Raw genomic sequence first — 21,518 nt, 5'->3', positions numbered from 1 at the left:
AAGCCCGAGTGGTGAAATCGGTAGACACAGGGGATTTAAAATCCCCCGCCCACAAAGCGTGCCAGTTCGAGTCTGGCCTCGGGCACCATTTTTCAACTAATGAAATATGGTGCAAATAAAAATCCAGCGCAAGCTGGTTTTTTTATGTCTAAAAATATGTGCAATAAAAATAAAAAAAGCCAAACACAATGGTTTGGCCGCTACTGAAACAGGATTACGCTACTTGTTGCGCTGTTTTGACTGGCAATAAATTTTTATCCAAACTCAATTGATAGCCTCGTGATTTATCAATTACATATTCAGATTTTTTGATTGAATCCACATAAACCCACTGTGACTGTACCTGAGTTTCATCAAACTGAACCATGAGATAACCTCGTTGGTTTAAGTTGCAATAGTTCAGCTCATCAATCAAGGTGGTAAATGCAAATTCAAACTGCTGTAGCTGAGTCAATGGAATATTTAAATATTTTTCCAGACCTGGTGAAGAAACTGAACTGGTTGCCATCTCAACACCAACAAACACACCATCCTTGCTATATAAATTGGATGACCATGCATTATGGGTATCACCTGCAAGTACAACAACTTTTTTATTTAATTGTGCCAAAGTGCCGTATAAAATTTCACGCTCAACAAAATAACCATCCCATGCATCTAAGTTATAAGGTGCAACGGTGAGGATACGAGCTTTTTCCTGACTGGTTAAGCTCGGATCACCTTGCTTTAAACGCATCTTTAAGGTGACTAGCTCAGTAATTTGCGTATTCATTTTATTTAAGGTGTCGGCAGTTGGATTGCCTGAAGTTATTTCAGCCAAAGAAAGTAACAACTCAGCAGGAATAAACATTTTCGCCATTAATATTTGTTGACCTAAAACATTCCATGTTGCATTAGATTGTTGAAGTTTTCCGAGTAGCCAATCCCGTTGGGTATATCCCATTAAAGTACGTGCAGGGTTGGTTAAGTCCGCTTGGAATTTTGCAGCATTCAAACCATTTGCAGTCATATAATCTACATAATCTAATTGCTGATCACGCGCGATAATACGTGTATCCAACATAGTAAGCTGAACGAGATTGCCAAAATCAAACTGGCGATAAATCTTGATATGCTGATCATCAATTGGACGAATTGGCATCCATTCAAAATAAGCTTGCAATGCTGCTAATTTTCTTTCAGAGAATTTACCTTCATTCTTTGCATTTGCTGTTTCTTCAGTATGATTTTCAGCACCTTCTCGCCATGCATCATTTGCTAATTCATGATCATCCCAAATCACAATAAAAGGATGGCGATGATGTAAAGCTTGTAAGTCTTTATCTTTACGATATAAAGCATAGCGTTTGCGATAGTCATCCAGTTTAATAATTTCTTTATCATTATTCGCAGGAAGCGTACGCCCTAATTTCGCTGCATCTTCTGTCGCATAACCATCAGCGCCATATTCATAAATATAATCGCCTAGATGAATCACGACATCTACATTTTGTTTTGCCATTTCACGGTAAACATAAAAATAGCCTGCTGGATAATTAGAACACGAGCACACAGCAAAACTAACCTTTGATGTACTGGTCGGCAAGGTTTTAGTCTGACCTACTGGCGAAATTTTATCCCCGAAAACAAAACGATAGAAATAGCTTTGATTTGGTTTTAATCCAATTGCATCTACCTTTACAGTAAAATCTTGCGATGCAGAGGTTGTCACCTTGTCTGTTTTAATAATTTGCTTGAATTGCTGATCTAACGCAATTTCCCAAGTGACTTGCAACCGTGCACTGCTATCACTTGGTGTTAAGCGTGTCCACAAAATCACGCGATCCTGTAGTGGATCACCGCTGGCAACGCCATGTTCAAAATTAACTTGTAATGTCGCTGTTTCTTGATCTGAACTGTCATTACATCCTGTAAATCCCGCAGATAAAGACAATGCCCCAAAACCGAATAAACTTTTTTGAATGAGTTCCCGTCGTGAAATTTTTGCTGTCATTTGGATAGCTACCTTAATTTTATTACTTTAAGTAATTAAAACTAAGTTGCTTAAATGAAAGTTTGATCTCAGTTTGATGAAATAATCATGAAAATTATATGACAATGCTTAATTTTTATCTGACAAACACATGAATTGATTGAAAAGAAAGCAATTAATACTTTTTACTCTTGCCAAGTTTTAAAGTCTCCTCTATTATTGCGCACATGCCCGAGTGGTGAAATCGGTAGACACAGGGGATTTAAAATCCCCCGCCCACAAAGCGTGCCAGTTCGAGTCTGGCCTCGGGCACCATTTTTCAACTAATGAAATATGGTGCAAATAAAAATCCAGCGTAAGCTGGTTTTTTTATGTCTAAAATTTAAGACAAGCATAAAAAAATGCCTTAATTAAAATTAAGGCATTTATACTTCTCAATCGAATAAATTTTATTCAACTCTAATAATCTTACCATTTTCATCATGATGCAGCGTGGTTACTTTTTGTTGGCGACCAGCTTGAATTTCTTGTTCAGGCAACTCAAAATAACGTGCATAATCAGGTAGTGCTTTTTCAATTGCATGTTTTTTATGTACGCGTTTTGAAGGTAAAAGCCCCCATAATAATAATGCTACCGCACACATGAAAAGTGCTGTAATTCCGTGCTCAAGACCTTGACTGAATGCAGCCATTAAACGTTGTGCAAGATGCGTTTTTTGCAGTTCAATTAACACCCAAACCAAAATAAATGGTCGCCATAATAGCAGCCAACCTGCCCACATCATTGCTGTTGTGGTCGTAGAAAAATAACGCTTATGCCATGGGAGTTGGCGACGTACATCGATAATCAAACTGTTTGCTTTCATTTCTAGTCTCAGCAAAATGAATCTTGCGACTCAGCGAATTCCACGATCTGGGCTAATCCAACGGGCGCGTTTTTCATCACCACGCAACAGTACCTTTGGAAAGGCGACGATTGTAGCAGTAATCGTAATTAACCAAAACACAAATGGGTACCAAATCATCCAATAATAATTTTTCCCTAGGCTTGGCTCATAACGACTATCCATCCATTTGCTTAAAGCAAACTGAATTAAACAGGTCGCACCTAATAAAATTCCACTACCGTATGGTAAAAATGGTGAACTAACGATAGCAAGGGCTGGGATTGTAAATACAAAATGTAACAGCCACATGACAGCCATAATCAACATCAAATATGACCATACTAATGTTAAGCAAAGCTCCAACATTAAAGGCCAAAGAAAATTAAGTTTTGGTTTAAAGAACACATCAATATTCTTAATCAGAACTTGTGCCCCACCCATCGCCCAACGCAAACGTTGCTTCCATAAACCATTAAAAGTCTCTGGCATCAAAATCCAAACCAAAGCATTTGGTTCAAAACGAACATCCCAACCTGCGCGTTGTAATTTCCAAGTGATATCAATATCTTCAGTCAACATATTTGGAGACCAATAATCAACTTGATGTACGGCACTTTTACGAAATGCAGTAATTACACCCGATACTGTAAATAAACGGCCAAAAGTACGTTGTGCACGTTTAATCATGCCAACAATTGAAGAAAACTCACCGACCTGTATACGTCCCAATAAAGTTGAACGTGTACGAATACGTGGATTACCTGTGACTGCTGCAACTGTTGAGTCTTCTAGAAAATGACGCATCATCCATTTAGCAGCATGAGGATCTAGTAACGCATCACCATCAATACCAATCAAGAACTCAGCATCAGTCATTAAACTGCCTGCTTGTAGTCCCATCGCTTTACCTTGGTTTTGAGCAAGATGTACCACACGTAATTTTTCATGCTGCATCGCGAGACGATCCAGCACTTCGCCCGTGTTATCAGAACTACCATCATTAATCGCAATCACTTCAAAGTTTGGATAATCTAATTGCAAAGCATGACTAATGGTTTCTTCTGCGTTATCCCCCTCGTTAAAACAAGGAACGAGTACAGCAACTTTAGGATATTCAGGCAAAGTTGCTGGCTGCTGATATGGAGGATCTTGGCGCTCTTTCCAATAAAAAATAATTGCCCCAACCATCCATAAATACGACATAAATAATGGATAATAGAAAACAAACTTAATGGCATAAGCCCATAATAAAGCAATTATACTCATCGACACATTACTCCGTTATGGTACTAATTGTGATGATTTTAAAGCAAATGCCTTACGCATCGTTTCCACATCTGGGTGTTCTTTAATCGGATCGTCTGGATAATATGCAATGTGCATCGCACCTTGTTGGTAAAGTGACTTAATTGTTGCTGCCATTTCTTCAGAAGGAATCTTCTGATCATTACGCCAGTTAATCGCTTGTAACTCCATCACTGTCTTTTTAATCCCGTTTGGATATTTCTTGACCCGATTTAAAATATCAGTGTAGAACTTGTCGGGATTTTTCACCTGTTCCATATAGGGCATCGCCATAATGGCGGTGAAATCATAACGGTTAAGTGATTCCTCCAGAGACTGTGCATACCAGTTTTCTGCGTATGGATTCAGCGCCACCTGTGCGTACAGATTCCGTGCAGTCATTAAATAAGGCTGATATTGACGCACCTCACCTGCGAGCTCCATTGCAAAATCATCTAGGGTACGCGTTTTATAAGCAGTCCATTTCTGTAACTTGTCGTCATTATTTCGTATTTTGGCCAGATCCGTTGGCAAACCTTGTTTCGCATAGGCTGCTAGTGCTTGAGGGCTTGCATCTTCATAATCAGATAATGTCACATCATCATGAAATAACAGGCCATCAAATGGCGTTGATTTTGCAAGATCTTGATAAATCTCTTTAATGGTTTGTCTTGCTTTTGGTGAATATGGGCTTAAGCGGATATACCCCATATTCAAATGCTCGCCTGCTTTTGCTTGTTGCGTGACAACTAAATCCTTTGACACTGGGTCTGATTTAGGTAATTCCCATGCAAGTAAAGGCATCCAAGCATACAAACGCTGTACTGGCGTACGTGTTTGAATTTGCCAAGCTACTCGGTTAAATAAATCCGCACGCATTGGAATATGACGATTTGGGAAATACACCATATCAGCAGAACCATTTGCATCAGGATCCGAGAATGCTTGTAAGTAAACTGTCTTGACTCCCATTGCATTGATACGATCTAACAGATTACCTAAATTGCGTTCCTGTTGTTGTGGGTCTGGATCATAGATGTAATCTAAATCCACATGCATGATCTTTTGCGGACGATTATTATCATTCAAATTCAGTTCGCGGTTCTTAATTTCTTGTGCCAAGGCATTGGTTGACATATTTCCTTGAATTAAAATACGCCCCATATTTTGGATCGATTGTTTGGCATGATCAGCACCATCATCCAAAGTAATGGTAATCGGCATACCCAATTGTTTAGAAATTTGAACTAATTGCATATTGTAGCGACCATAAGGCCAAACCATAACACGTGGTGAACGTAAACCATGTGCCTGCAATAATTCATTATTTTTCTTTAAATCTTGATAAACACGTGATTGATAATTTGCATCGCTTTCATAGGTTTTCGTATTTGAATCATAGATTCGAGTAATCGCTGCTGGTTCTGAATTACCTTGAGGGTTTGCGTTTACTCCTCGATGCAAATGATAGCTATGACTTGCAATCTCAACTAAGCCACTATTTTGCATTTCTTTGAGTTCATTCCAACTCAAAATTTTATTGCGCGTAATCTCTTCCCCACCAAAGTCCACTTTCTGATTAGCTTTTGGCTCTAACCAAGAACCGACAACTGCTAATACCACTGGAATTTTTTTCGCACGTACAATTGGATAGGCATTTTGATAAAAAGACTGATAACCATCATCTACTGTCAATAACACAGGTTTAGTGGGTAAAGTATATTTGCCCTGATGTGCTTTAATCAGTTGATCGACATTGATAAAGTGATAGCCATTATTTTGTAACCAATCGATGTGCTCGCTGAATTGTTGTGCTGTTACTGCATAACTTGGGATGAGTGCATCTTTATGGTCGGTAATTTCATGATAACCAATGACGGTTAACGTTGTCGCATCAATTTTGGAATTTTCTGCAAAAGTTGCTGTATTCGCAACTAAACCAATCATTAGACCTAAAAATGTTTTTAAGGTCGGAGACACTAAACGTGTTGTCATAGAGATATCTTCTCAATATTCGAAAATGGCTGAGCGCGAATCATGCATGAATCATCTTACAATTTGTGGACAAATAAGATTTTTAGCGAGTCAGCTGGGAGCAAGGATTGTATTTATAATTTTAAAAACTGAAAATAATCTTAAAAAAATATTTTATAAATTTTATCGCAATATACATCAATACTTTAACAATATGTAATTAGGTTCCTAACACGATATGTATTAAGAACCTAGTGAGCTAAATATAAAAGCTTAATATTGAATGAGCTGAAAATTTGGATGTTCAGAAAGTTGTTGTAAATAATAACGTTCTTTTTGATAAAAATATTTATATAAGCGATTTACCCATTCACCACGACGGAATGTCTGAATCTTTTTATTCACGCCATCATATTGTAGCAAGAGGACATTCCCTTCTAATGGAGATAATAAGGTAATCTGATAGTCAGGATGTGAATGCTGATGTGAAGGAATCAGCTCTCGTATAATCTCTACCTTGTTCTCTCCATCCATCCAATAATGTTTATCAGTCAATGCTTTTTCATTGACCCAAAAACCATTTTCAGCGCCATTATAAGTATTAATCAAGAAAAAATTATGTAATTCTTTTAATAGCTCAGAAGCGGTAATATCCAAATAATCATTCATAGCTGCCTCACTCACTCGATTTTTTGGTGCTCGTTAACACAAGCATAGATTTTTTATAATTTACCTCGCCATGTTTATGAATCTGCTGATCATGGATGGCAACATTAAAAGCAATTTTTCCAAAAGGTAAATTAACATCACATTTTTTGTAAAAACTTTGATTCAAAATGCATTGCTCTTTGTTTAAAAGATATACAGAACCTTCTATAGAATCAATAATTTTAAGCAGATTGTTAAAAACAGAAGATTTAAATAAAAATATTTAAAATCAATATATTGAGATTAAATGATTTTTTTGATTTGTATTGTTTTTGTACTTTTTTTTTGCAAAGCATGAATGAAGCAATCAAATCAATGCCATCATGCTTTGCATCATTGAGACTAAATCACTCGTCGCGAGTTTTAACATCAAATAATTCAATTTCAAAAATCAGATTTGAATTTGCTGGAATAATTTTTCCCATTTTGCGTTCGCCATAAGCTAAATGTGCAGGTACGATTAATTTACGCTTCCCACCAACGCGCATTCCCATGATGCCTTGATCCCAACCTTTGATTACTCGCCCTGTACCAATCACCGTCTCAAAATAATTCCCGCGATCAATTGAAGAATCGAACTGAGTACCATCTTCCAACCACCCTGTATAGTGTGTTGTGATTAAAGCACCTTTAACAGCTTCTTTACCTTCACCTACTTTTAAATCAATAATTTGTAATTCAGCGCTCATTTTTTCTCCCAACCTGATTTATTGCAATTGTAACCATTGAATATCGACTTGACCGTTATCGCTTAACAAAGTCCATTCTCCATCCATAATATTAAGCTGTAATTGCATCGTGCGTTCACATAAGCCTTCAAGTGCCTGTGTAGTCTGAGATGCTAATTGCCAAACTTCCACATTACTCAAAGTCTTAATCTTGGTATTTTTTTGCCACCAATCAGCAGCTTGTGAGCCATAGGTAATCACAGCCACTTTTTTACAACGAGCACTGGCTTTTTTCACTTTATCTTCAGATGGACAACCGACTTCAATCCAGTTTTCTAAAAGCCCTGTTAAATCTTTTTGCCATAACGCAGGCTCATCCGTTTCAAACAAATCTTTGGTGAATTCTAATCGCTCATCGGCATAACGGGCGTAAGCAAGAATACGAACCATCAAACGTTCAATAGTCTCTGACGGATGTAAGGCAAGTGTTAGCTGATAATCTGCATAGATATGCTGATCCATATTGGCAATATTCAGATCTGCCTTATATATTGTTGCTTTTAGCGCCATAAAAAATACTCTTAAATACGGTGTACTCAAATTTGGCGCTAAGCATACTCTATTTTATTATAGAAAATATCGGCTTTATTCATTTTGAGCATCAGTTAGATCAAGACGACAATTTAATAATTGTGTTTCAAACCCCAACCAATCTTGTTCGGATTGGCAAATAATTTCAATTCGATTATCAATACTCTCTTCGGCAGACTTATAGTTAAATTGTTGAGGATTAAAGTTAAAACTTTTCCAACCTTGATCCGTATTAAATATGCCTTTGATGCGAACCCAATTTTGTTGCGTACACAACAAATCTAACAGTTCAAAAAATTTAAATTGCCAGCGTTTAGGCAATTTCCAACCTGCAACGGTATAACCTTGGGCCGTTTCTACATAATGATATGGAAGTTGTTTTATTTCTAACGGAGGCTCAATAGCCTGTGTTTGTTGTAACTTGAGTAAAGGTTGGATCTTACGTTGTACAGGTTGTTGCACAATATCAATCTGAGACAATTCAATTTTGCCACACTCAACTTCAATCCAATGCTGGACATAAGTGTCATATTCTTGTTTTAAAGCCGCATAGGCTTGATGATCTGCTACTGACATACAATCAATATGCGAGAGGACTACGATTTGGGCAGATTTCAGTTGATCGGTATATAAGTTCTGTTTAACCCAATCTTCATCATGTAGGCGACTCCCATCTACAACAATCACCAAAGCACGCATTGCTAAACTACTTTGCCAATGTGGCTCGGTCAGTTGTTCCAATAATTGTGCAGGATGACCTAAACCCGTCGGTTCGATAAATAAACGATCAGGTTTACTTTCACTGAGTAAGCGAGCTAGTGCAATTTGCATAGGAAGTTGACTGCTACAGCACAAGCATCCACCAAGTAGTTCTTTGACAGCATAGCCTTGTTGTTGGGTAATCAGTTGTTGATCAACACCTATTTGCCCAAACTCATTCATTAGAACAGCCCAAACTTCGTTTTCAGGCTTTTGGGTTAATAAATGCTGCAATAGCGTTGTTTTACCTGCACCTAAAAAACCAGAAATAATGTGAGTAGGAACAATTTTGGGAGCAATGAACTTCACGATTTACTCGCATTAAAAATTTATTTCATTCTAAAGAGAAAAATATGCGAAATAAAATAAAGAATGAAATTCATGGAATAATTCAATTAAAACAAAAATAGAGAGAATCCAATCACAAAATTAATCTAAAAATACTATTTAAAATTAAAATATAAATGTTTTATCCAATAATTAAACTATTTGCAAAAGAAAGCTCTTGTTTAAAACACGTAAAATCACAGATTATTTTTTAATCAAAAATACATATTTATATACATTTTATTGATAGGTTCAGGCATTTAACTTTACAAGCGCATCACAAAACCGCGTTTTATGATGCGCTATTGTTAAGTTTGCCGTAAAAGATTGTTAAGAATATTGCTGTAAAAAACTTAGGCACTTAGCATAAACCTCATGCAGAAATTCAAGATTTGTTCTCATTCATCTCTCGAATTGAAGCTGTAATTTTTTAATTAAGTTTAAATATGGATGCCAAACATGAAACTCATTAAGACTTTAATTGCGACAACATTTGCTTTAACAGCTGCAACAACATTTGCGGCTTCGGCTCATGACAAATCATATAGTACCAAAACCACTGAAGAGAAAGTCGTGGTATCAACTCAGGAGCAACCTGAAACTTCAAATCCAGCTACGACAGACACCACAGCAAGTGATGCAGCAACAACAGCTGCTCCAACGGCTAGTAAATAATTTGATCTTCAGGTTCCTCCAGACCCTTTAGAACAACATTTGTAATGATCTGACTCATCTTTACAAATAAAAAAAGATCGAACCATGCTGCGGTTCGATCTTTTTTTAGATCACTAGAAATGTGATGAATAAATCAACACTGGCTAGTTTTTTTGAAAATACTGCAAGAAGGTTGCTGTACTTCTTGTAAACGTAGGTCCTTACGCTGTTCTGCAGCTTCGAAACGACAACGCTTCCAATCCGTATCTAATTTTAATGTCGGAACAACTTTAGGTTTACGCTCCTCATCCACAGCAACCATGGTGAAATAGCAGGTATTGGTATGTCTGATTGTACGCTTTTGAATATTCTGTGCTTCTACACGAATACCGACTTCCATAGAAGTACGTCCTACATGATTAACACTCGCTAAAAATGTGACTAATTCACCAACGTAAATTGGCTCTTTAAAATTAACTTTATCAACAGACAAGGTCACAACATAACTGCCTGAATAACGGCTTGCACAAGCATAAGCAACTTGGTCAAGCAGTTTTAAAATTGCTCCACCATGAACATTACCTGAAAAGTTTGCCATATCAGGTGTCATTAAAACTGACATTGTAAGCTCTGACTGATCATCAGGTGCTTGGTTCAATTGATCTAATGGATACATAGGAGAACTCATAGGAGAATACAACTTGTGTATTATCGTTCATTCCTCAACGTAAAAATACGTATAAATGTATAAAACATCATCAACTATTTTTATGATAGATCGAAACATTATTTCAGTAGGATTACATATAGACCCTTTTTATTAGATTTTATCTAAAATTAACAATGTGTTATTAACTAGATAAATACTCATCATACAAAATTTTATATCTGATAATTTAATTTAAATTTGTAGATTGAATGAGTCCAATCACCCCATTAACGATCATATCGACAGCAATTGTACCGATCAGTAAGGCAGATAAACGCCCCATAATGCAAAGTAACGATCAATATACTTCGCATGCTTGTAGCGTAAATGATCGTGTCCGTATTTCATCGCGATAAGAATACTGCAAGTTAACGCCAATGTGAGGGCAATCACAGCAATTGCTCCTCCAAATGGAACACTCACGCCTGTGACAACCGCAGCACTAATTGTTCCTGGTCCGATCATAAAAGGCATAGCAATCGTACCTGCTAAATGCTCAGGAGCACCACGCATTTCACCGATTGTTTCTGCACCCTGAAACACATAACGATAACCAATGACAAGAAAAATTAGTCCACCAAATATTTGGAAAGATTCAAATCTTACATTTAGGTAGCGACTAAAAATATTCTCGCCCCCCCATGCAAATAATGCAAAAACAGCAAAAGCAATTAAGCTCCCTTGAATCAATGCTTTATTAAATACTTTTACATCGGTATTCCGAATCATCCCGACCATGTAGACACTCATCAGGAACGGATTCAGTAATGAAAAAAACAATGCAAATGCATGGATATAGGGTGAAAACATAAAACTCCCGTTATTACGATTAATACCTAAACTTCGTTCTAGTTAAAGTAAATGAGAATAGAATTTCGAAACGATTCCAACTGATTAATCAAACAAAGAATGCATATGCTGCGATTCAACACTTAAAAAACAGTATCATCGCTTGAATCCACGTATCTTAAATTAGTTAATTTAAAAAAAACTCATAAGTGATACAGGCAAAAAGTGCGATCAAATAAACAGCGAAAAACTGATAAATAGTTTTTATGAACCGTAAAATCATAAAAATTAACTAGTTTGAATTTGAATATGTTCGCATATTCATATTTCTTTAAATTTGTAGCGCTGTATATAACTAGTATTGAAAATGTAAAATAAGGATTTAATCAGTATATGAACTGTCTGATCAGCGTATTCTGGATCAGCAAATACAGGCACACCTACAAGCACTTGCGTCATCCCGACATGCCAATCAGCTTTCACATTTGCGTTATCGTGAAGGCAGTATCAGCTATCTGGATGTGATTGATTCGGACTGGAATCTTGCAGCAAGAGCAACTCGCTGCACAGCTTCATGGCAGTCGAATGATTGCTAGCGTAGATCTTATTCGGGCTTTAGGTGTTGGTTGGCATGAACCTAAGCTGCCGAGTCATATGCTATTGTTTTAATGAAGAGATTTAAATGTATATTGCTTCTTTGAAGTTCCAATTTAACTAAACGTTAAAAAGCCAATTCTTAAAGACATGCAATTAATTTATAATTTCAATTAGATCGATTTTTAACCACAAACCTAAAAGCCGGTAAATTTAGATTTAAATTTTCAATATTTATGCTATGATGCTCTTTCATATATGGGGATGTTATTGGCTTCGACGCTGGTGATGAAGCTCATAGATGCATGCCGAGAGCGCATTTTCTCTCGTAAATAAAATTTGCATTTTAATAGTCGCAAACGACGAAACTTACGCTCTAGCTGCCTAAGGGCAGCTTGTCCGCTTCACTGAATACTTGTGGTCAGTGAACCCGACCGAAGCGCACGCACACAAGTCCGTATAAAGTCAAGCCTCGGGGCTTTATACCAAACTTAGAGGATCGCACCTTTTACCCTGTTCGTCGGGTCGCTTGGTGTTAAAACAATAGACGATATCTAAGCATGTAGTATTCTCGAGTGTAGTGCTGGCGGACGCGGGTTCAACTCCCGCCATCTCCACCATATACCTAACAAAACATGGCAAAATATGCCAAGTTTTAAAATATAAAGGCTTGAATCTAAAGGGTTTAAGCCTTTTTTCTTGCCTAAACATAACCAAATATAACTAGCCATAGGGATACATGCCATGTATCCTAGCGTGTATCCCCTCATATTTATTGAACTGGCAGGGATACAAGAAAATGAAACGAACAGACATAAAACGTAGACCTTTATCAGATACCGTACTGGCTAACCTAGAGCCTGAATCAAAAGAATATCGGGAGCTAGACGGCGATGGCTTATATTTTCGTGTCAAACCTGATGGTAATAAATCGTGGCAACTACGATATAAATACTTGTTTACTTTTTAGGAGTGACTTAAAAAACCCAAAGACGAAATAAACATTCATATCAGATTGAAATAAAAAAACTCGGATGAATCAATCCGAGTTTTTTGGAAATAATCATCTATTTAAGTTAATGCGGTGCTGGCCCACCTGTAATCTGCTTCGGTTTGGGACTCATCCAAATCAAGGCACTGGCAAAGATAAATACAATAGCCAAAATCATAAACACATGATTAGCCGAAATCGTAATCGCTTCTTTATCAACTAAATTTGCAATCGTTGCGAGTGTTGCATCAGGTGAAAAACCATTTTGCAATAAGGTATTTTGGACTTCTTGTGGGTGCAAATTATTCACCATTTCACTACGAGCTACCTTCGTGTGATCATCCCAAATTGTCACTGCAATTGAAGCACCAATCGCCCCTGCCATTGTTCTCAAGAAATTCATTAAACCTGCGGCAGAAGCCATTTCTTGAGGTAAAACAGAGCCCATTGCAATATTCGACAGCGGAATAAAGAAAAACGGCACTGCAAAACCTTGCAAGATTTGTGGCCATGCTAATGACATAAAGTCTGCATCTGTAACCCAAAAAGCTCGCATGACCGTAACCACACCCAACAATGCTAGTCCAAAACTAGCCAATGCCCGTGGATCATATTTAGTTGATAACTTGGCAACAATTGGCGACATCGTCAAACTACCAAAACCCATAGTTGCAGTCAGATACCCTGCCCACGTGGCGGTATAACCCAAGTTAATTTGTAGCCATTGAGGAATAAGGACAATACTGCCAAAGAACGAACCAAAACCAAAAGCGAGTGCAAGCACAGAAACTGCAAAACCACGGTGTCGGAACACATACAGGTTAACCACAGGATGCTTTTCTGTGAGTTCCCAAATCATGAAAACAATAAAACCCACAACTGCCGTTAATGCCAATACAATAATACTGGTACTATTAAACCAATCTCGCTCATGCCCAAGGTCTAGCATCAATTGTAAAGCACCAATCCAAAGGACTAACAAACCTAAACCGACTGCATCAATTCGTAATTTCTCAGTTTTAGTTTCTGCTACAGACAGCAAGCGAATGGCTGCCAATACACAGAAAATTCCAACAGGAATATTAATAAAGAAAATCCAATGCCAGGACAGATTATCACTAATCAGTCCGCCCAAAATCGGCCCCAAAATTGGTCCAACCACGGTGGTCATGGCCCACATTCCCATGGCTTGTGAGTGTTTTTCAGGTGGGAAAATTCGCATCAACAAGGTTTGGCTCAGTGGCATTAACGGACCACCACAAAGTCCTTGTCCAATACGGAAAAAAACCAGCATTTCCAGTGATGTCGCCAAACCACATAGGAATGAAAAGATGGTGAAACCAATTAACCCAAAGACAAAAACTCTGACTGTGCCAAAACGTCCAGCTAGCCAACCTGTAAGTGGAACACAGATGGCTTCAGCAACGGCGTAAGAGGTAATCACCCACGTTCCTTGTGAACTAGAAACAGCTAAGTTCCCTGTAATATGGGGGACTGAAACGTTGGCAATGGTGGTATCAAGCACCACCATAAAGTTGGAAAGTGCAATGACAAATGCGGCGAGCATTAACCGCCCACCGCTAAGTTCTGCAAAAGGATTCTGCGTTTTCATGGCTGATTACTTCGATGCGAGATCAATGTCCGCTTGCATCGACAACCCTACACGCAATGGATGTTCTGCAAGTTCTTTGGGATCAAGCGTAATACGTACAGGTAGACGCTGTACTACTTTAATCCAGTTTCCTGTCGCATTCTGTGCTGGAATCAAGGCAAATGCGGCACCTGTCCCACCAGAGAAGCCCTGAACTGTCCCGTGATAAACCACATCATCACCATATAGGTCTGAACGAAGCGTTACTTTCTGCCCTGCTTTCACTTTAGCAAGCTGACTTTCTTTATAGTTTGCGTCGACATAGAGCGCAGATACAGGCACCACTGACATCATCACAGTACCAGGTGCAACACGTTGTCCAATTTGAATATTCTTGCGTGTCACCACACCATCAACAGGCGCACGAATAACGGTACGCTCTAAATCAAGCGTTGCTTGCTCAACATGGGCTTTTGCAACCAAAACATCAGGTGTTGATGCTTCATTTGCCCCTTGAATCAATGCTTCATTTGCAGCAAGTGTACTTTCTGCAGCTTTACGGCTTGATGTTGCTTGGGCTAAACCCGCTTGAGCTAAATCTAAGCTTGCTTGTGCCGTCGATACTGCACTTTGCGCTTTGCTCAATTCCTCTTTAGAAATCGCTCCTGAAGCGGCAAGTTCATTACGACGCTTTAATTCTAAGTTTGCTTTATCAAAATCTGCTTGTGCTTTACTTACTTGTGCTTGTGCACTATTAATTTCATCATTGCGAACCACAACTTGAGAATTCAATGAGCTACTATTCGCTTGGCTTTGCTTGTATTGACGTTGCGCTTTTGCCAACTCAGCTTGTGCTTGTGCCAACTGGATTTTGGCATCACGCTCATCTACACGAACGAGAACATCACCCTTTTTAACTTGTTGGGTATCTTTCACCAAAACTTCAGCGACTTGTCCACTCACCATTGAGGTGATTTGTGCCGTTTCCGCACCAACATAAGCATTATCGGTACTGACAGCATGATTAAAGAACAACGCCCAAATAGCATACAAAATTGCTGCAAGGATAAGAATAAGTGCGAAAAATCCTAAAAACTTTTTACGTTTTGCTTTCATTGCATCATCTGATGCCGAATCAGCAGCAATATCTTGTTGATTAGCTTGGGCGTCAGTCATATGTTATTCCTGAAAATTAAAGGGATTTTTAACTTTTGGTTTAATCAGCAGATCAGTTTAATTTTGAAAACTTAACCGAATGTTAAAACAAAAGATCAAAATACAAACAAAAATTTAAATCGCATTTTAACGATAAAAAATCATATGACGAGAATAAAAAAAATAACTGATGCGTTCAATTCTTATATTTTGATAATTATTTTTACTTCACTTTCCTTTAAACAATAAAAAAGCGTCAAAAGACGCTTTCATATCAAACACTATACTTAAAAGGCGTAAGAAGCGATTGCGGTTGCAATTGGCTTAGCTTCATCATTGAGCATGGTCATACGCATAGTACAGCCTTTGCGTCCTAAGCGTAATGTTTCCGCACGCGCAGTAAAAAACTGACCACGACCCGGAGCAAGATAATCAACACGCATATCTACAGTTGCTAAACGCGATACTTTCTTAATCGTGTCAGGTAAATCTTCAGGGGTTGCACGGCGATAAAGTTGTTCCATTGCAACCACGCCACCAATACTATCCAGTAATGTCGCAGCAACACCACCATGCAAAATTTGGAAGGCTACATTACCGACCAAGTCAGGCTGCATCTCGATATAACCTTCAATTTGATCATCAACAACGCGCATGCTCATGCCACAATGCTTAAAAAATGGTGAAGAATTAAATGCTTTACAAAGCTGCTTTAATACCACGTCATGATCGGCTTTGGCACCTAACTGAATATTGCCTGTCCAGTTTTTCTTTACATCATTCATACGCTGTCTAAATCCAAAGGAACGATAAACATCCCATTATTTTGTACAAATCTAAAATTATGGGGCTACAATAGCGAGGATATTTAATTGAACTTAGCCGCTAAGCTCTCCCTAGCATGACTTAAATATTTCAATTATTCCTATAGTGTAATACTGAACATCGAGATTGTTATGACTTATACGTTCAATCGTCCCGCTTTTCCCGCGACTCGCATGCGCCGTATCCGTAAAAATGACCAGCTCCGTGCTATGGTCAGTGAAACACAACTCACAGCTAATCACTTGATTTATCCAGTATTTGTATTACCGGGACAACAACAAACTCAAGATATTCCAAGCATGCCAAATGTGCAGCGTCTATCTGCTGATTTATTACTCAAAAAAGCAGAAACTTTGCTCGAACTCGGTGTTTCAAAGCTTGCTTTATTTCCAGTAACCCCACAAGAAGACAAAAGTTTAACGGCGGAAGCTGCATGGCATGAAGATGGTTTGGTTCAAGCAACTTGCCGCTTACTGAAAAAAGAATTACCAGAAATGGTATTGATTACCGATGGCGCACTTGATCCTTATACCACTCATGGTCAAGACGGTATTATTGATGAAACTGGCTATGTTTTAAATGATGAAACCGTTGAATGCCTAGTCAAACAAGCCCTAAGCCATGCGCAAGCAGGTGCTGATGTTGTTGCACCAAGTGACATGATGGATGGACGCATTGGTGCGATTCGCCAAGCACTTGAACAAAATGGTTTTATCTATACCAATATCATGGCGTATTCAGCAAAATATGCTTCAAGCTTCTATGGTCCTTTCCGTGATGCAGTGGGTTCAGCAAGTAATTTAAAAGGTGCAAATAAATATAATTATCAAATGGATGTCGGCAATCGTGCCGAGGCATTGCATGAAATTGCACTTGATATTCGGGAAGGTGCAGATATGGTGATTGTAAAACCGGGTATGCCTTATCTGGATGTCGTTCGTGAAGTGAAAGATACCTTTGGTGTACCTACCTTTGTCTACCAAGTTAGTGGTGAATACGCCATGCTTGCAGGTGCGATTCAAAATGGCTGGTTATCTGAAAGCGTCATTTTAGAGTCATTGATGTGCTGTCGTCGTGCGGGTGCAGATGGTATTTGGACCTATTTTGCCGAAGATGCTGCACGTAAACTCAAAGAGATGAGATAGCAATCTCCCTTGCTGAGCTAAAACACTCCTCACCTCTTTAATATCAAAGAGGTGAATTTTGAAATTGGTTTAATTTTTTATGCATATTGCCATTATTGGTGCGGGTATTAGCGGCTTGATGTCAGCGTTAGAACTTGCTGAACAAGGTTGCTCTGTTGATATTTTTGATCAACAACAAGCAGGTCAGGCTGCCTCATGGGCAGGCGGTGGAATTCTTTCCCCGATGTACCCGTGGCGTTATGCACCAGAAGTTAATCATCTTGCTCAATACGGTAAATCGCTGTATCAAATGTGGAATGAAAAACTGCTGCCTATCACGGAGATTGATTTTCAAATCCACAATACAGGCATGCTGATTTTCGATCAGGAAGACTTTGATGTAGGACTGAATTATGCCAGTCAATATCAAGAACCCATGCAACAGTGCAATTTGTTAGAACGCAAACAACTTGAACAAATTAATCCGCATATTTCAGAAAAATTTCAACAAGCCATCCATTTTCCGCAACTGTCGAATGTACGTAATCCTCGTTTATTACAATCGCTGATTAGCTATCTTAAACAGCATCCTTTCGTTCGTTTTTTTGAGCACTGCTCAATTGATCAACTGATTGTTAAAAATAAAACGGTACACGGAATACAAACTTCAAATGGTCAAGTTTTTCATGCTGATCATGTTGTTCTGACCTCGGGCGCATGGAGTCAATATTGGGAAGAACACATACATCGACAAATTCCTGTACATCCTATACAAGGCCAAATGTTGCTATTTAAAACACCTGAAAACTGGTTACCTACCATGTGTATGAATCGGGTGATGTACCTGATTCCACGTCAGGATGGTCATATCGTCTGTGGTTCCAGCATGGCAGATTGTGGCTTTAGCACCGCAGTGGATGAGCAAACACAGCAGGATATTTTAACGGCGTGTCTGGAAATGGTGCCTGAGCTGGAACAGTTCCCGATTGTGCAACGCTGGGCTGGGTTACGTCCAAGTTCGCCACACGGTATTCCCTACATCGGTGCCATGCCTGAAATTGGAAACCTGTGGGCCAATTTTGGGCATTTCCGTAATGGTCTATGTATGGGTGCTGGTTCGGCGCAATTGTTACGCCAACTCATTTTAAAACAAGCGCCTATTGTTGACCCAAGTGCCTATTCACCAAGTCGTTTGAAGAAAAAAAATTTAGTGATCCAATAAAATTTCGGTTAAGGCTTGCTCTAAATTGGGATACTGAAATTTAAAACCATGTTTCAATAATGCCTGAGGCGTTACATATTGACCATTTAAAATTAATTGTGATTGTTCGCCTAATGCTAATTCAAACACGCATTTAGGCATCGTCATAAAAGGTTTACGTTTCAAAACTCCTGCAGCAACATCAACAAAACCTTGTTGATTGATTTGTTCTGGAGCAACTAAATTGTAAACTTTTTGATCAGCCTGTAATTGAAGTAAAAAAATAATTGCTCTTAAGACATCCTGAATATGAATCCAGACAATTGGCTGCCGTCCTGAACCGATCTTTCCTACCGCATTTAAGCGAATGGGGAACAGCATTTGCGGCAAGATTCCGCCATCACCAAACACCACCCCTAAGCGAATAATTTTAGTATTTTGTTGAGTAAATTTAAGTGCTGTTTGTTCCCAAGCCTGACAAAGCTCTGACATAAAGATGACTTGTGGTGGTGTATTTTCGTCACAGATCGCCGTCCACATTTCTTGAGGATCAATCCCGTAATAGCCAATAGCTGAGCCAGAAATAATACATTGGGGGAAGATGCTTTTTTGCTGTAACCACTGATAAAGTTTCTCCGTCATGGCCACTCGGCTTTGTATCAGTTGTTTTTTTCTTTGATCAGTCCAGCGTTTTTGACCAATATTTTCACCAGCCAAATTGATCACATAGTCAATTTCAATGACTTTAATTTCATCTAAATCATTCACCCATGTTAAATCTGCATCATATGAAGCTTTATTTTTTTGTCGTGTCAGTGCAATCACTTGAAAATTATTTTTCAATAGAAAAGGTAAAAGATGAGAACCAATAAACCCACTTGCACCTGTCACCAATACCGTCATTTTTTTCATGGACTGATCTATCAAAAATGAATCGTATTAAAACTTTTAGCAGAATACAGGTGAATTACAAGTGAACTTTTTTATCCTAGTTAAACATCTTGTTTGCCATTCGTTGTGCTTGTGCGCCATAAAACCAATACGTAATTAAAAATAACGGTGCTGCGATCATCAACCAAATTGCAACAACAGTAATTAAAAACATAGGTTGCTTAAAATATAAAATAAAATTTTGCCAAATTTCTGGATCTTTACGTGCAAAAATAAACAATCCTAAGAGTAAACCACATGCATTGTAACCCCAAAAAATGAGGCTAAATCCAAGGCTTAATCGTTTCTTTTCCGAGAGGGTTGGTGCACGATGTTGTTTTTTTAGAAATTTGAATAAAACAAAAATCATTGCAATTAGATAAGGAATGGCTGTAAGCACTCCTCCAATGCTATTAGGTAAAATTGCAGCGATGACTCCAGCGATTAGGCTAGAAATCAAGCACACAATAAAAAACCAAAGGTAGTACAAACGCAATGAAATCATGTAAATAAACCAAATCTAATCTACTTCAAAAATAATTATAAATTTTTTTCACTTTTTTTTCATTTTTATGTCAACCAATCCACACCTAGCAGCGTTATATAGGGTACAAGGTCGCAGCAACCGAATGTTTATTGCACGGCATCCGCAATATTTTTCGGTGACCTTTCATTATGACTCTCCATCTTTGACAATGGCTTTGTTAGTAGCCAAAGCCGTTGAAAAAGATTTTGACCGACGATTTATCATCACTCGAATCGTCGGTTTTTATTTTTTATAGTGCTCAAAAATAAAAAATCAGAATATAAACCATGTCATATCTATTGAAATTCAATTTTCAAGTTCACAATGCGATGTACATCTGTGTTCAGTTAAGATGATTAGCAAAATAGAAAATCTTTCAATTGAATATTATCCTATTAAAACAAAAGTGTTCACGACAGCATATTGCAATGCCCGATGCCATACCATCCATTGGGTGCTGTAACTGTTATTGGCAAAGCTATTTCCTGAATTTAGATCATCACGTCTTTGTTCGATATGAAATTGATGAGAATACAAAATGACAATGCTATACTAAAATTTTATAAAATTAAGCAAGTTAAGCACTATAAAAATGAAATGTCCAAACTGTCAGATTGACGTTGTAAATGAAAATATCAATATCCAAACGGATATGGGGAAATGCCAAGTTTGCAATCATATTTTTCGTATTTCTGAAAATTTTGATACGCCATCATATGCATTTGATATCAATCAACCCCCAAGCGGTACTTGGTATAAAAATAATATGCAAGAAATTAAACTAGGCGCAACACTGAGAAGCCCGATTGCTTTCTTTCTAGTGCCTTTTATGTTGATTTGGTCTGGTGGTTCGCTAGGCGGAATCTATGGAACTCAAATCGCAAAACAGCAATTTAGCCTCTTACAAAGTCTATTTGGTATCCCATTTCTGATTGGAACCATTATTTTTGGTTCGCTTACACTGATGATGCTATTTGGTAAAATTGAGCTCACCATTAATCAACAAGGTGGACGTGTATTTACGGGAATTGGCAGAATAGGAAAATCAAAATATTTTAATTGGAATGACGTTAGTCGAATTAGAGAAAACCGTTCAACTAACTCATCCAATAAACAACAAGCCCAAATTGTCATTGAGGCAAATCAGCCTATCACATTTGGTCTTGGACTCGCTCCAGAAAGACACCACTACTTATTTCATGCATTGAAAAGAATACAATCACAATATAAACCTGAAAGAAGGAAAATCTAAAGGACTC

18 protein-coding genes, 2 tRNA genes, 1 other RNA gene and 3 pseudogenes are annotated in these 21,518 nt (G+C 38.1%); 9 read left to right on the top strand and 15 right to left on the bottom strand.

Translation table 11 applies throughout. The features are described 5' to 3' along the window. Window positions 1-2: 2 nt before the first annotated feature. A tRNA-Leu gene (locus tag CDG59_RS09155) sits at window positions 3-88 on the top strand. Window positions 89-214: 126 nt separating this feature from the next. Here CDG59_RS09155 and CDG59_RS09150 read toward each other — a convergent pair. Beyond that, window positions 215-1,993, bottom strand: a complete 1,779-nt coding sequence (locus tag CDG59_RS09150) for an alkaline phosphatase D family protein (protein ID WP_087544961.1) — start codon at window positions 1,991-1,993, stop codon at window positions 215-217. 208 nt (window positions 1,994-2,201) lie between these two features. Here CDG59_RS09150 and CDG59_RS09145 point away from each other — a divergent pair. After that, window positions 2,202-2,287, top strand: a tRNA-Leu gene (locus CDG59_RS09145). A gap of 134 nt (window positions 2,288-2,421) precedes the next feature. On the opposite strand, the gene pgaD is transcribed toward CDG59_RS09145, so the two are convergent. The 7 genes from pgaD to CDG59_RS09110 all read right to left on the bottom strand — a co-directional run bounded on the left by pgaD (window position 2,422) and on the right by CDG59_RS09110 (window position 9,152). Further along, the gene (gene pgaD, locus CDG59_RS09140; protein WP_005158127.1) at window positions 2,422-2,838 is read right to left on the bottom strand and encodes a poly-beta-1,6-N-acetyl-D-glucosamine biosynthesis protein PgaD; all 417 of its coding nucleotides are present in this window, start codon (window positions 2,836-2,838) and stop codon (window positions 2,422-2,424) included. Window positions 2,839-2,868: 30 nt separating this feature from the next. After that, window positions 2,869-4,125: a poly-beta-1,6-N-acetyl-D-glucosamine synthase gene (gene pgaC, locus CDG59_RS09135; protein WP_005158135.1), complete on the bottom strand. Its 1,257-nt coding sequence runs from the start codon at window positions 4,123-4,125 to the stop codon at window positions 2,869-2,871. Between the two features lie 15 nt (window positions 4,126-4,140). Continuing rightward, on the bottom strand, window positions 4,141-6,138 hold the full coding sequence (gene pgaB, locus CDG59_RS09130) for a poly-beta-1,6-N-acetyl-D-glucosamine N-deacetylase PgaB (RefSeq protein ID WP_087544959.1): 1,998 nt from the start codon (window positions 6,136-6,138) through the stop codon (window positions 4,141-4,143). Between the two features lie 252 nt (window positions 6,139-6,390). Continuing rightward, window positions 6,391-6,786: a hypothetical protein gene (locus tag CDG59_RS09125; protein ID WP_087536973.1), complete on the bottom strand. Its 396-nt coding sequence runs from the start codon at window positions 6,784-6,786 to the stop codon at window positions 6,391-6,393. A gap of 386 nt (window positions 6,787-7,172) precedes the next feature. Beyond that, complete coding sequence (locus CDG59_RS09120) at window positions 7,173-7,514, bottom strand: FKBP-type peptidyl-prolyl cis-trans isomerase (protein ID WP_005158141.1); 342 nt, start codon at window positions 7,512-7,514, stop codon at window positions 7,173-7,175. Window positions 7,515-7,532: 18 nt separating this feature from the next. Continuing rightward, window positions 7,533-8,063: a YaeQ family protein gene (locus CDG59_RS09115; RefSeq protein WP_005158142.1), complete on the bottom strand. Its 531-nt coding sequence runs from the start codon at window positions 8,061-8,063 to the stop codon at window positions 7,533-7,535. A gap of 75 nt (window positions 8,064-8,138) precedes the next feature. Beyond that, window positions 8,139-9,152, bottom strand: a complete 1,014-nt coding sequence (locus CDG59_RS09110; protein ID WP_087544956.1) for a CobW family GTP-binding protein — start codon at window positions 9,150-9,152, stop codon at window positions 8,139-8,141. A 477-nt stretch (window positions 9,153-9,629) separates the two neighbouring features. Between CDG59_RS09110 and CDG59_RS09105 the strand changes: the two genes are divergently transcribed. After that, window positions 9,630-9,845, top strand: a complete 216-nt coding sequence (locus CDG59_RS09105) for a hypothetical protein (protein ID WP_087544954.1) — start codon at window positions 9,630-9,632, stop codon at window positions 9,843-9,845. Between the two features lie 133 nt (window positions 9,846-9,978). Here CDG59_RS09105 and CDG59_RS09100 read toward each other — a convergent pair whose 3' ends face one another. Both CDG59_RS09100 and CDG59_RS09095 read right to left on the bottom strand, forming a co-directional pair. Then, window positions 9,979-10,500: an acyl-CoA thioesterase gene (locus CDG59_RS09100; protein ID WP_005158145.1), complete on the bottom strand. Its 522-nt coding sequence runs from the start codon at window positions 10,498-10,500 to the stop codon at window positions 9,979-9,981. 220 nt (window positions 10,501-10,720) lie between these two features. Continuing rightward, a pseudogene (locus CDG59_RS09095) lies at window positions 10,721-11,343 on the bottom strand (MarC family protein). Between the two features lie 377 nt (window positions 11,344-11,720). Here CDG59_RS09095 and CDG59_RS09090 point away from each other — a divergent pair. The 3 genes and pseudogenes from CDG59_RS09090 to CDG59_RS09080 form a co-directional block, all read left to right on the top strand. After that, window positions 11,721-11,991 (top strand): annotated as a pseudogene (locus CDG59_RS09090) (hypothetical protein); the annotation flags it as partial. A 185-nt stretch (window positions 11,992-12,176) separates the two neighbouring features. After that, window positions 12,177-12,536, top strand: a transfer-messenger RNA (tmRNA) gene (gene ssrA, locus CDG59_RS09085). 179 nt (window positions 12,537-12,715) lie between these two features. Beyond that, window positions 12,716-12,868 (top strand): annotated as a pseudogene (locus CDG59_RS09080) (Arm DNA-binding domain-containing protein); the annotation flags it as partial. A gap of 124 nt (window positions 12,869-12,992) precedes the next feature. Here CDG59_RS09080 and CDG59_RS09075 read toward each other — a convergent pair. The 3 genes from CDG59_RS09075 to CDG59_RS09065 form a co-directional block, all read right to left on the bottom strand. After that, window positions 12,993-14,519, bottom strand: coding sequence for a DHA2 family efflux MFS transporter permease subunit (locus tag CDG59_RS09075; RefSeq protein WP_005158194.1), 1,527 nt, complete (start codon window positions 14,517-14,519; stop codon window positions 12,993-12,995). Between the two features lie 6 nt (window positions 14,520-14,525). Beyond that, window positions 14,526-15,674, bottom strand: coding sequence for an HlyD family efflux transporter periplasmic adaptor subunit (locus tag CDG59_RS09070; RefSeq protein ID WP_087544950.1), 1,149 nt, complete (start codon window positions 15,672-15,674; stop codon window positions 14,526-14,528). 266 nt (window positions 15,675-15,940) lie between these two features. Next, window positions 15,941-16,438 (bottom strand): thioesterase family protein, encoded by a 498-nt coding sequence (locus tag CDG59_RS09065; RefSeq protein ID WP_087544948.1) that lies wholly within the window; start codon window positions 16,436-16,438, stop codon window positions 15,941-15,943. A gap of 171 nt (window positions 16,439-16,609) precedes the next feature. Between CDG59_RS09065 and hemB the strand changes: the two genes are divergently transcribed. Beyond that, window positions 16,610-17,623: a porphobilinogen synthase gene (gene hemB, locus CDG59_RS09060; RefSeq protein WP_087544946.1), complete on the top strand. Its 1,014-nt coding sequence runs from the start codon at window positions 16,610-16,612 to the stop codon at window positions 17,621-17,623. Window positions 17,624-17,702: 79 nt separating this feature from the next. After that, window positions 17,703-18,824 (top strand): glycine oxidase ThiO, encoded by a 1,122-nt coding sequence (thiO, locus tag CDG59_RS09055; protein ID WP_087544944.1) that lies wholly within the window; start codon window positions 17,703-17,705, stop codon window positions 18,822-18,824. On the opposite strand, the gene CDG59_RS09050 is transcribed toward thiO, so the two are convergent. Both CDG59_RS09050 and CDG59_RS09045 read right to left on the bottom strand, forming a co-directional pair. Further along, window positions 18,810-19,715, bottom strand: coding sequence for a TIGR01777 family oxidoreductase (locus CDG59_RS09050; protein ID WP_087544942.1), 906 nt, complete (start codon window positions 19,713-19,715; stop codon window positions 18,810-18,812). The genes thiO and CDG59_RS09050 overlap by 15 nt on opposite strands. A gap of 76 nt (window positions 19,716-19,791) precedes the next feature. Beyond that, entirely contained in the window at window positions 19,792-20,238 is a 447-nt protein-coding gene (locus CDG59_RS09045) for an ABZJ_00895 family protein (protein WP_087544939.1), read from the bottom strand. 613 nt (window positions 20,239-20,851) lie between these two features. On the opposite strand from CDG59_RS09045, the gene CDG59_RS09035 reads away from it, so the two are divergent. Continuing rightward, window positions 20,852-21,511, top strand: a complete 660-nt coding sequence (locus CDG59_RS09035; protein WP_087544937.1) for a hypothetical protein — start codon at window positions 20,852-20,854, stop codon at window positions 21,509-21,511. The last annotated feature ends 7 nt before the right edge of the window (window positions 21,512-21,518 follow it).

It is taken from the genome of Acinetobacter sp. WCHA29 (assembly GCF_002165335.1).
GTDB lineage: Bacteria > Pseudomonadota > Gammaproteobacteria > Pseudomonadales > Moraxellaceae > Acinetobacter.
The sequence above is the reverse complement of the archived record's forward strand: the minus strand, read 5'-3'. Positions and strand labels throughout refer to the sequence as shown.

What these genes read in the sequence shown, in the direction of transcription:
- CDG59_RS09150 (WP_087544961.1), bottom strand. Translation starts at nt 1,993, where the DNA reads ATGACAGCAAAAATTTCACGACGGGAACTCATTCAAAAAAGTTTATTC.
- pgaD (WP_005158127.1), bottom strand. Translation starts at nt 2,838, where the DNA reads ATGAAAGCAAACAGTTTGATTATCGATGTACGTCGCCAACTCCCATGG.
- pgaC (WP_005158135.1), bottom strand. Translation starts at nt 4,125, where the DNA reads ATGAGTATAATTGCTTTATTATGGGCTTATGCCATTAAGTTTGTTTTC.
- pgaB (WP_087544959.1), bottom strand. Translation starts at nt 6,138, where the DNA reads ATGACAACACGTTTAGTGTCTCCGACCTTAAAAACATTTTTAGGTCTA.
- CDG59_RS09125 (WP_087536973.1), bottom strand. Translation starts at nt 6,786, where the DNA reads ATGAATGATTATTTGGATATTACCGCTTCTGAGCTATTAAAAGAATTA.
- CDG59_RS09120 (WP_005158141.1), bottom strand. Translation starts at nt 7,514, where the DNA reads ATGAGCGCTGAATTACAAATTATTGATTTAAAAGTAGGTGAAGGTAAA.
- CDG59_RS09115 (WP_005158142.1), bottom strand. Translation starts at nt 8,063, where the DNA reads ATGGCGCTAAAAGCAACAATATATAAGGCAGATCTGAATATTGCCAAT.
- CDG59_RS09105 (WP_087544954.1), top strand. Translation starts at nt 9,630, where the DNA reads ATGAAACTCATTAAGACTTTAATTGCGACAACATTTGCTTTAACAGCT.
- CDG59_RS09100 (WP_005158145.1), bottom strand. Translation starts at nt 10,500, where the DNA reads ATGTATCCATTAGATCAATTGAACCAAGCACCTGATGATCAGTCAGAG.
- CDG59_RS09075 (WP_005158194.1), bottom strand. Translation starts at nt 14,519, where the DNA reads ATGAAAACGCAGAATCCTTTTGCAGAACTTAGCGGTGGGCGGTTAATG.
- CDG59_RS09070 (WP_087544950.1), bottom strand. Translation starts at nt 15,674, where the DNA reads ATGACTGACGCCCAAGCTAATCAACAAGATATTGCTGCTGATTCGGCA.
- CDG59_RS09065 (WP_087544948.1), bottom strand. Translation starts at nt 16,438, where the DNA reads ATGAATGATGTAAAGAAAAACTGGACAGGCAATATTCAGTTAGGTGCC.
- hemB (WP_087544946.1), top strand. Translation starts at nt 16,610, where the DNA reads ATGACTTATACGTTCAATCGTCCCGCTTTTCCCGCGACTCGCATGCGC.
- thiO (WP_087544944.1), top strand. Translation starts at nt 17,703, where the DNA reads ATGCATATTGCCATTATTGGTGCGGGTATTAGCGGCTTGATGTCAGCG.
- CDG59_RS09050 (WP_087544942.1), bottom strand. Translation starts at nt 19,715, where the DNA reads ATGAAAAAAATGACGGTATTGGTGACAGGTGCAAGTGGGTTTATTGGT.
- CDG59_RS09045 (WP_087544939.1), bottom strand. Translation starts at nt 20,238, where the DNA reads ATGATTTCATTGCGTTTGTACTACCTTTGGTTTTTTATTGTGTGCTTG.
- CDG59_RS09035 (WP_087544937.1), top strand. Translation starts at nt 20,852, where the DNA reads ATGAAATGTCCAAACTGTCAGATTGACGTTGTAAATGAAAATATCAAT.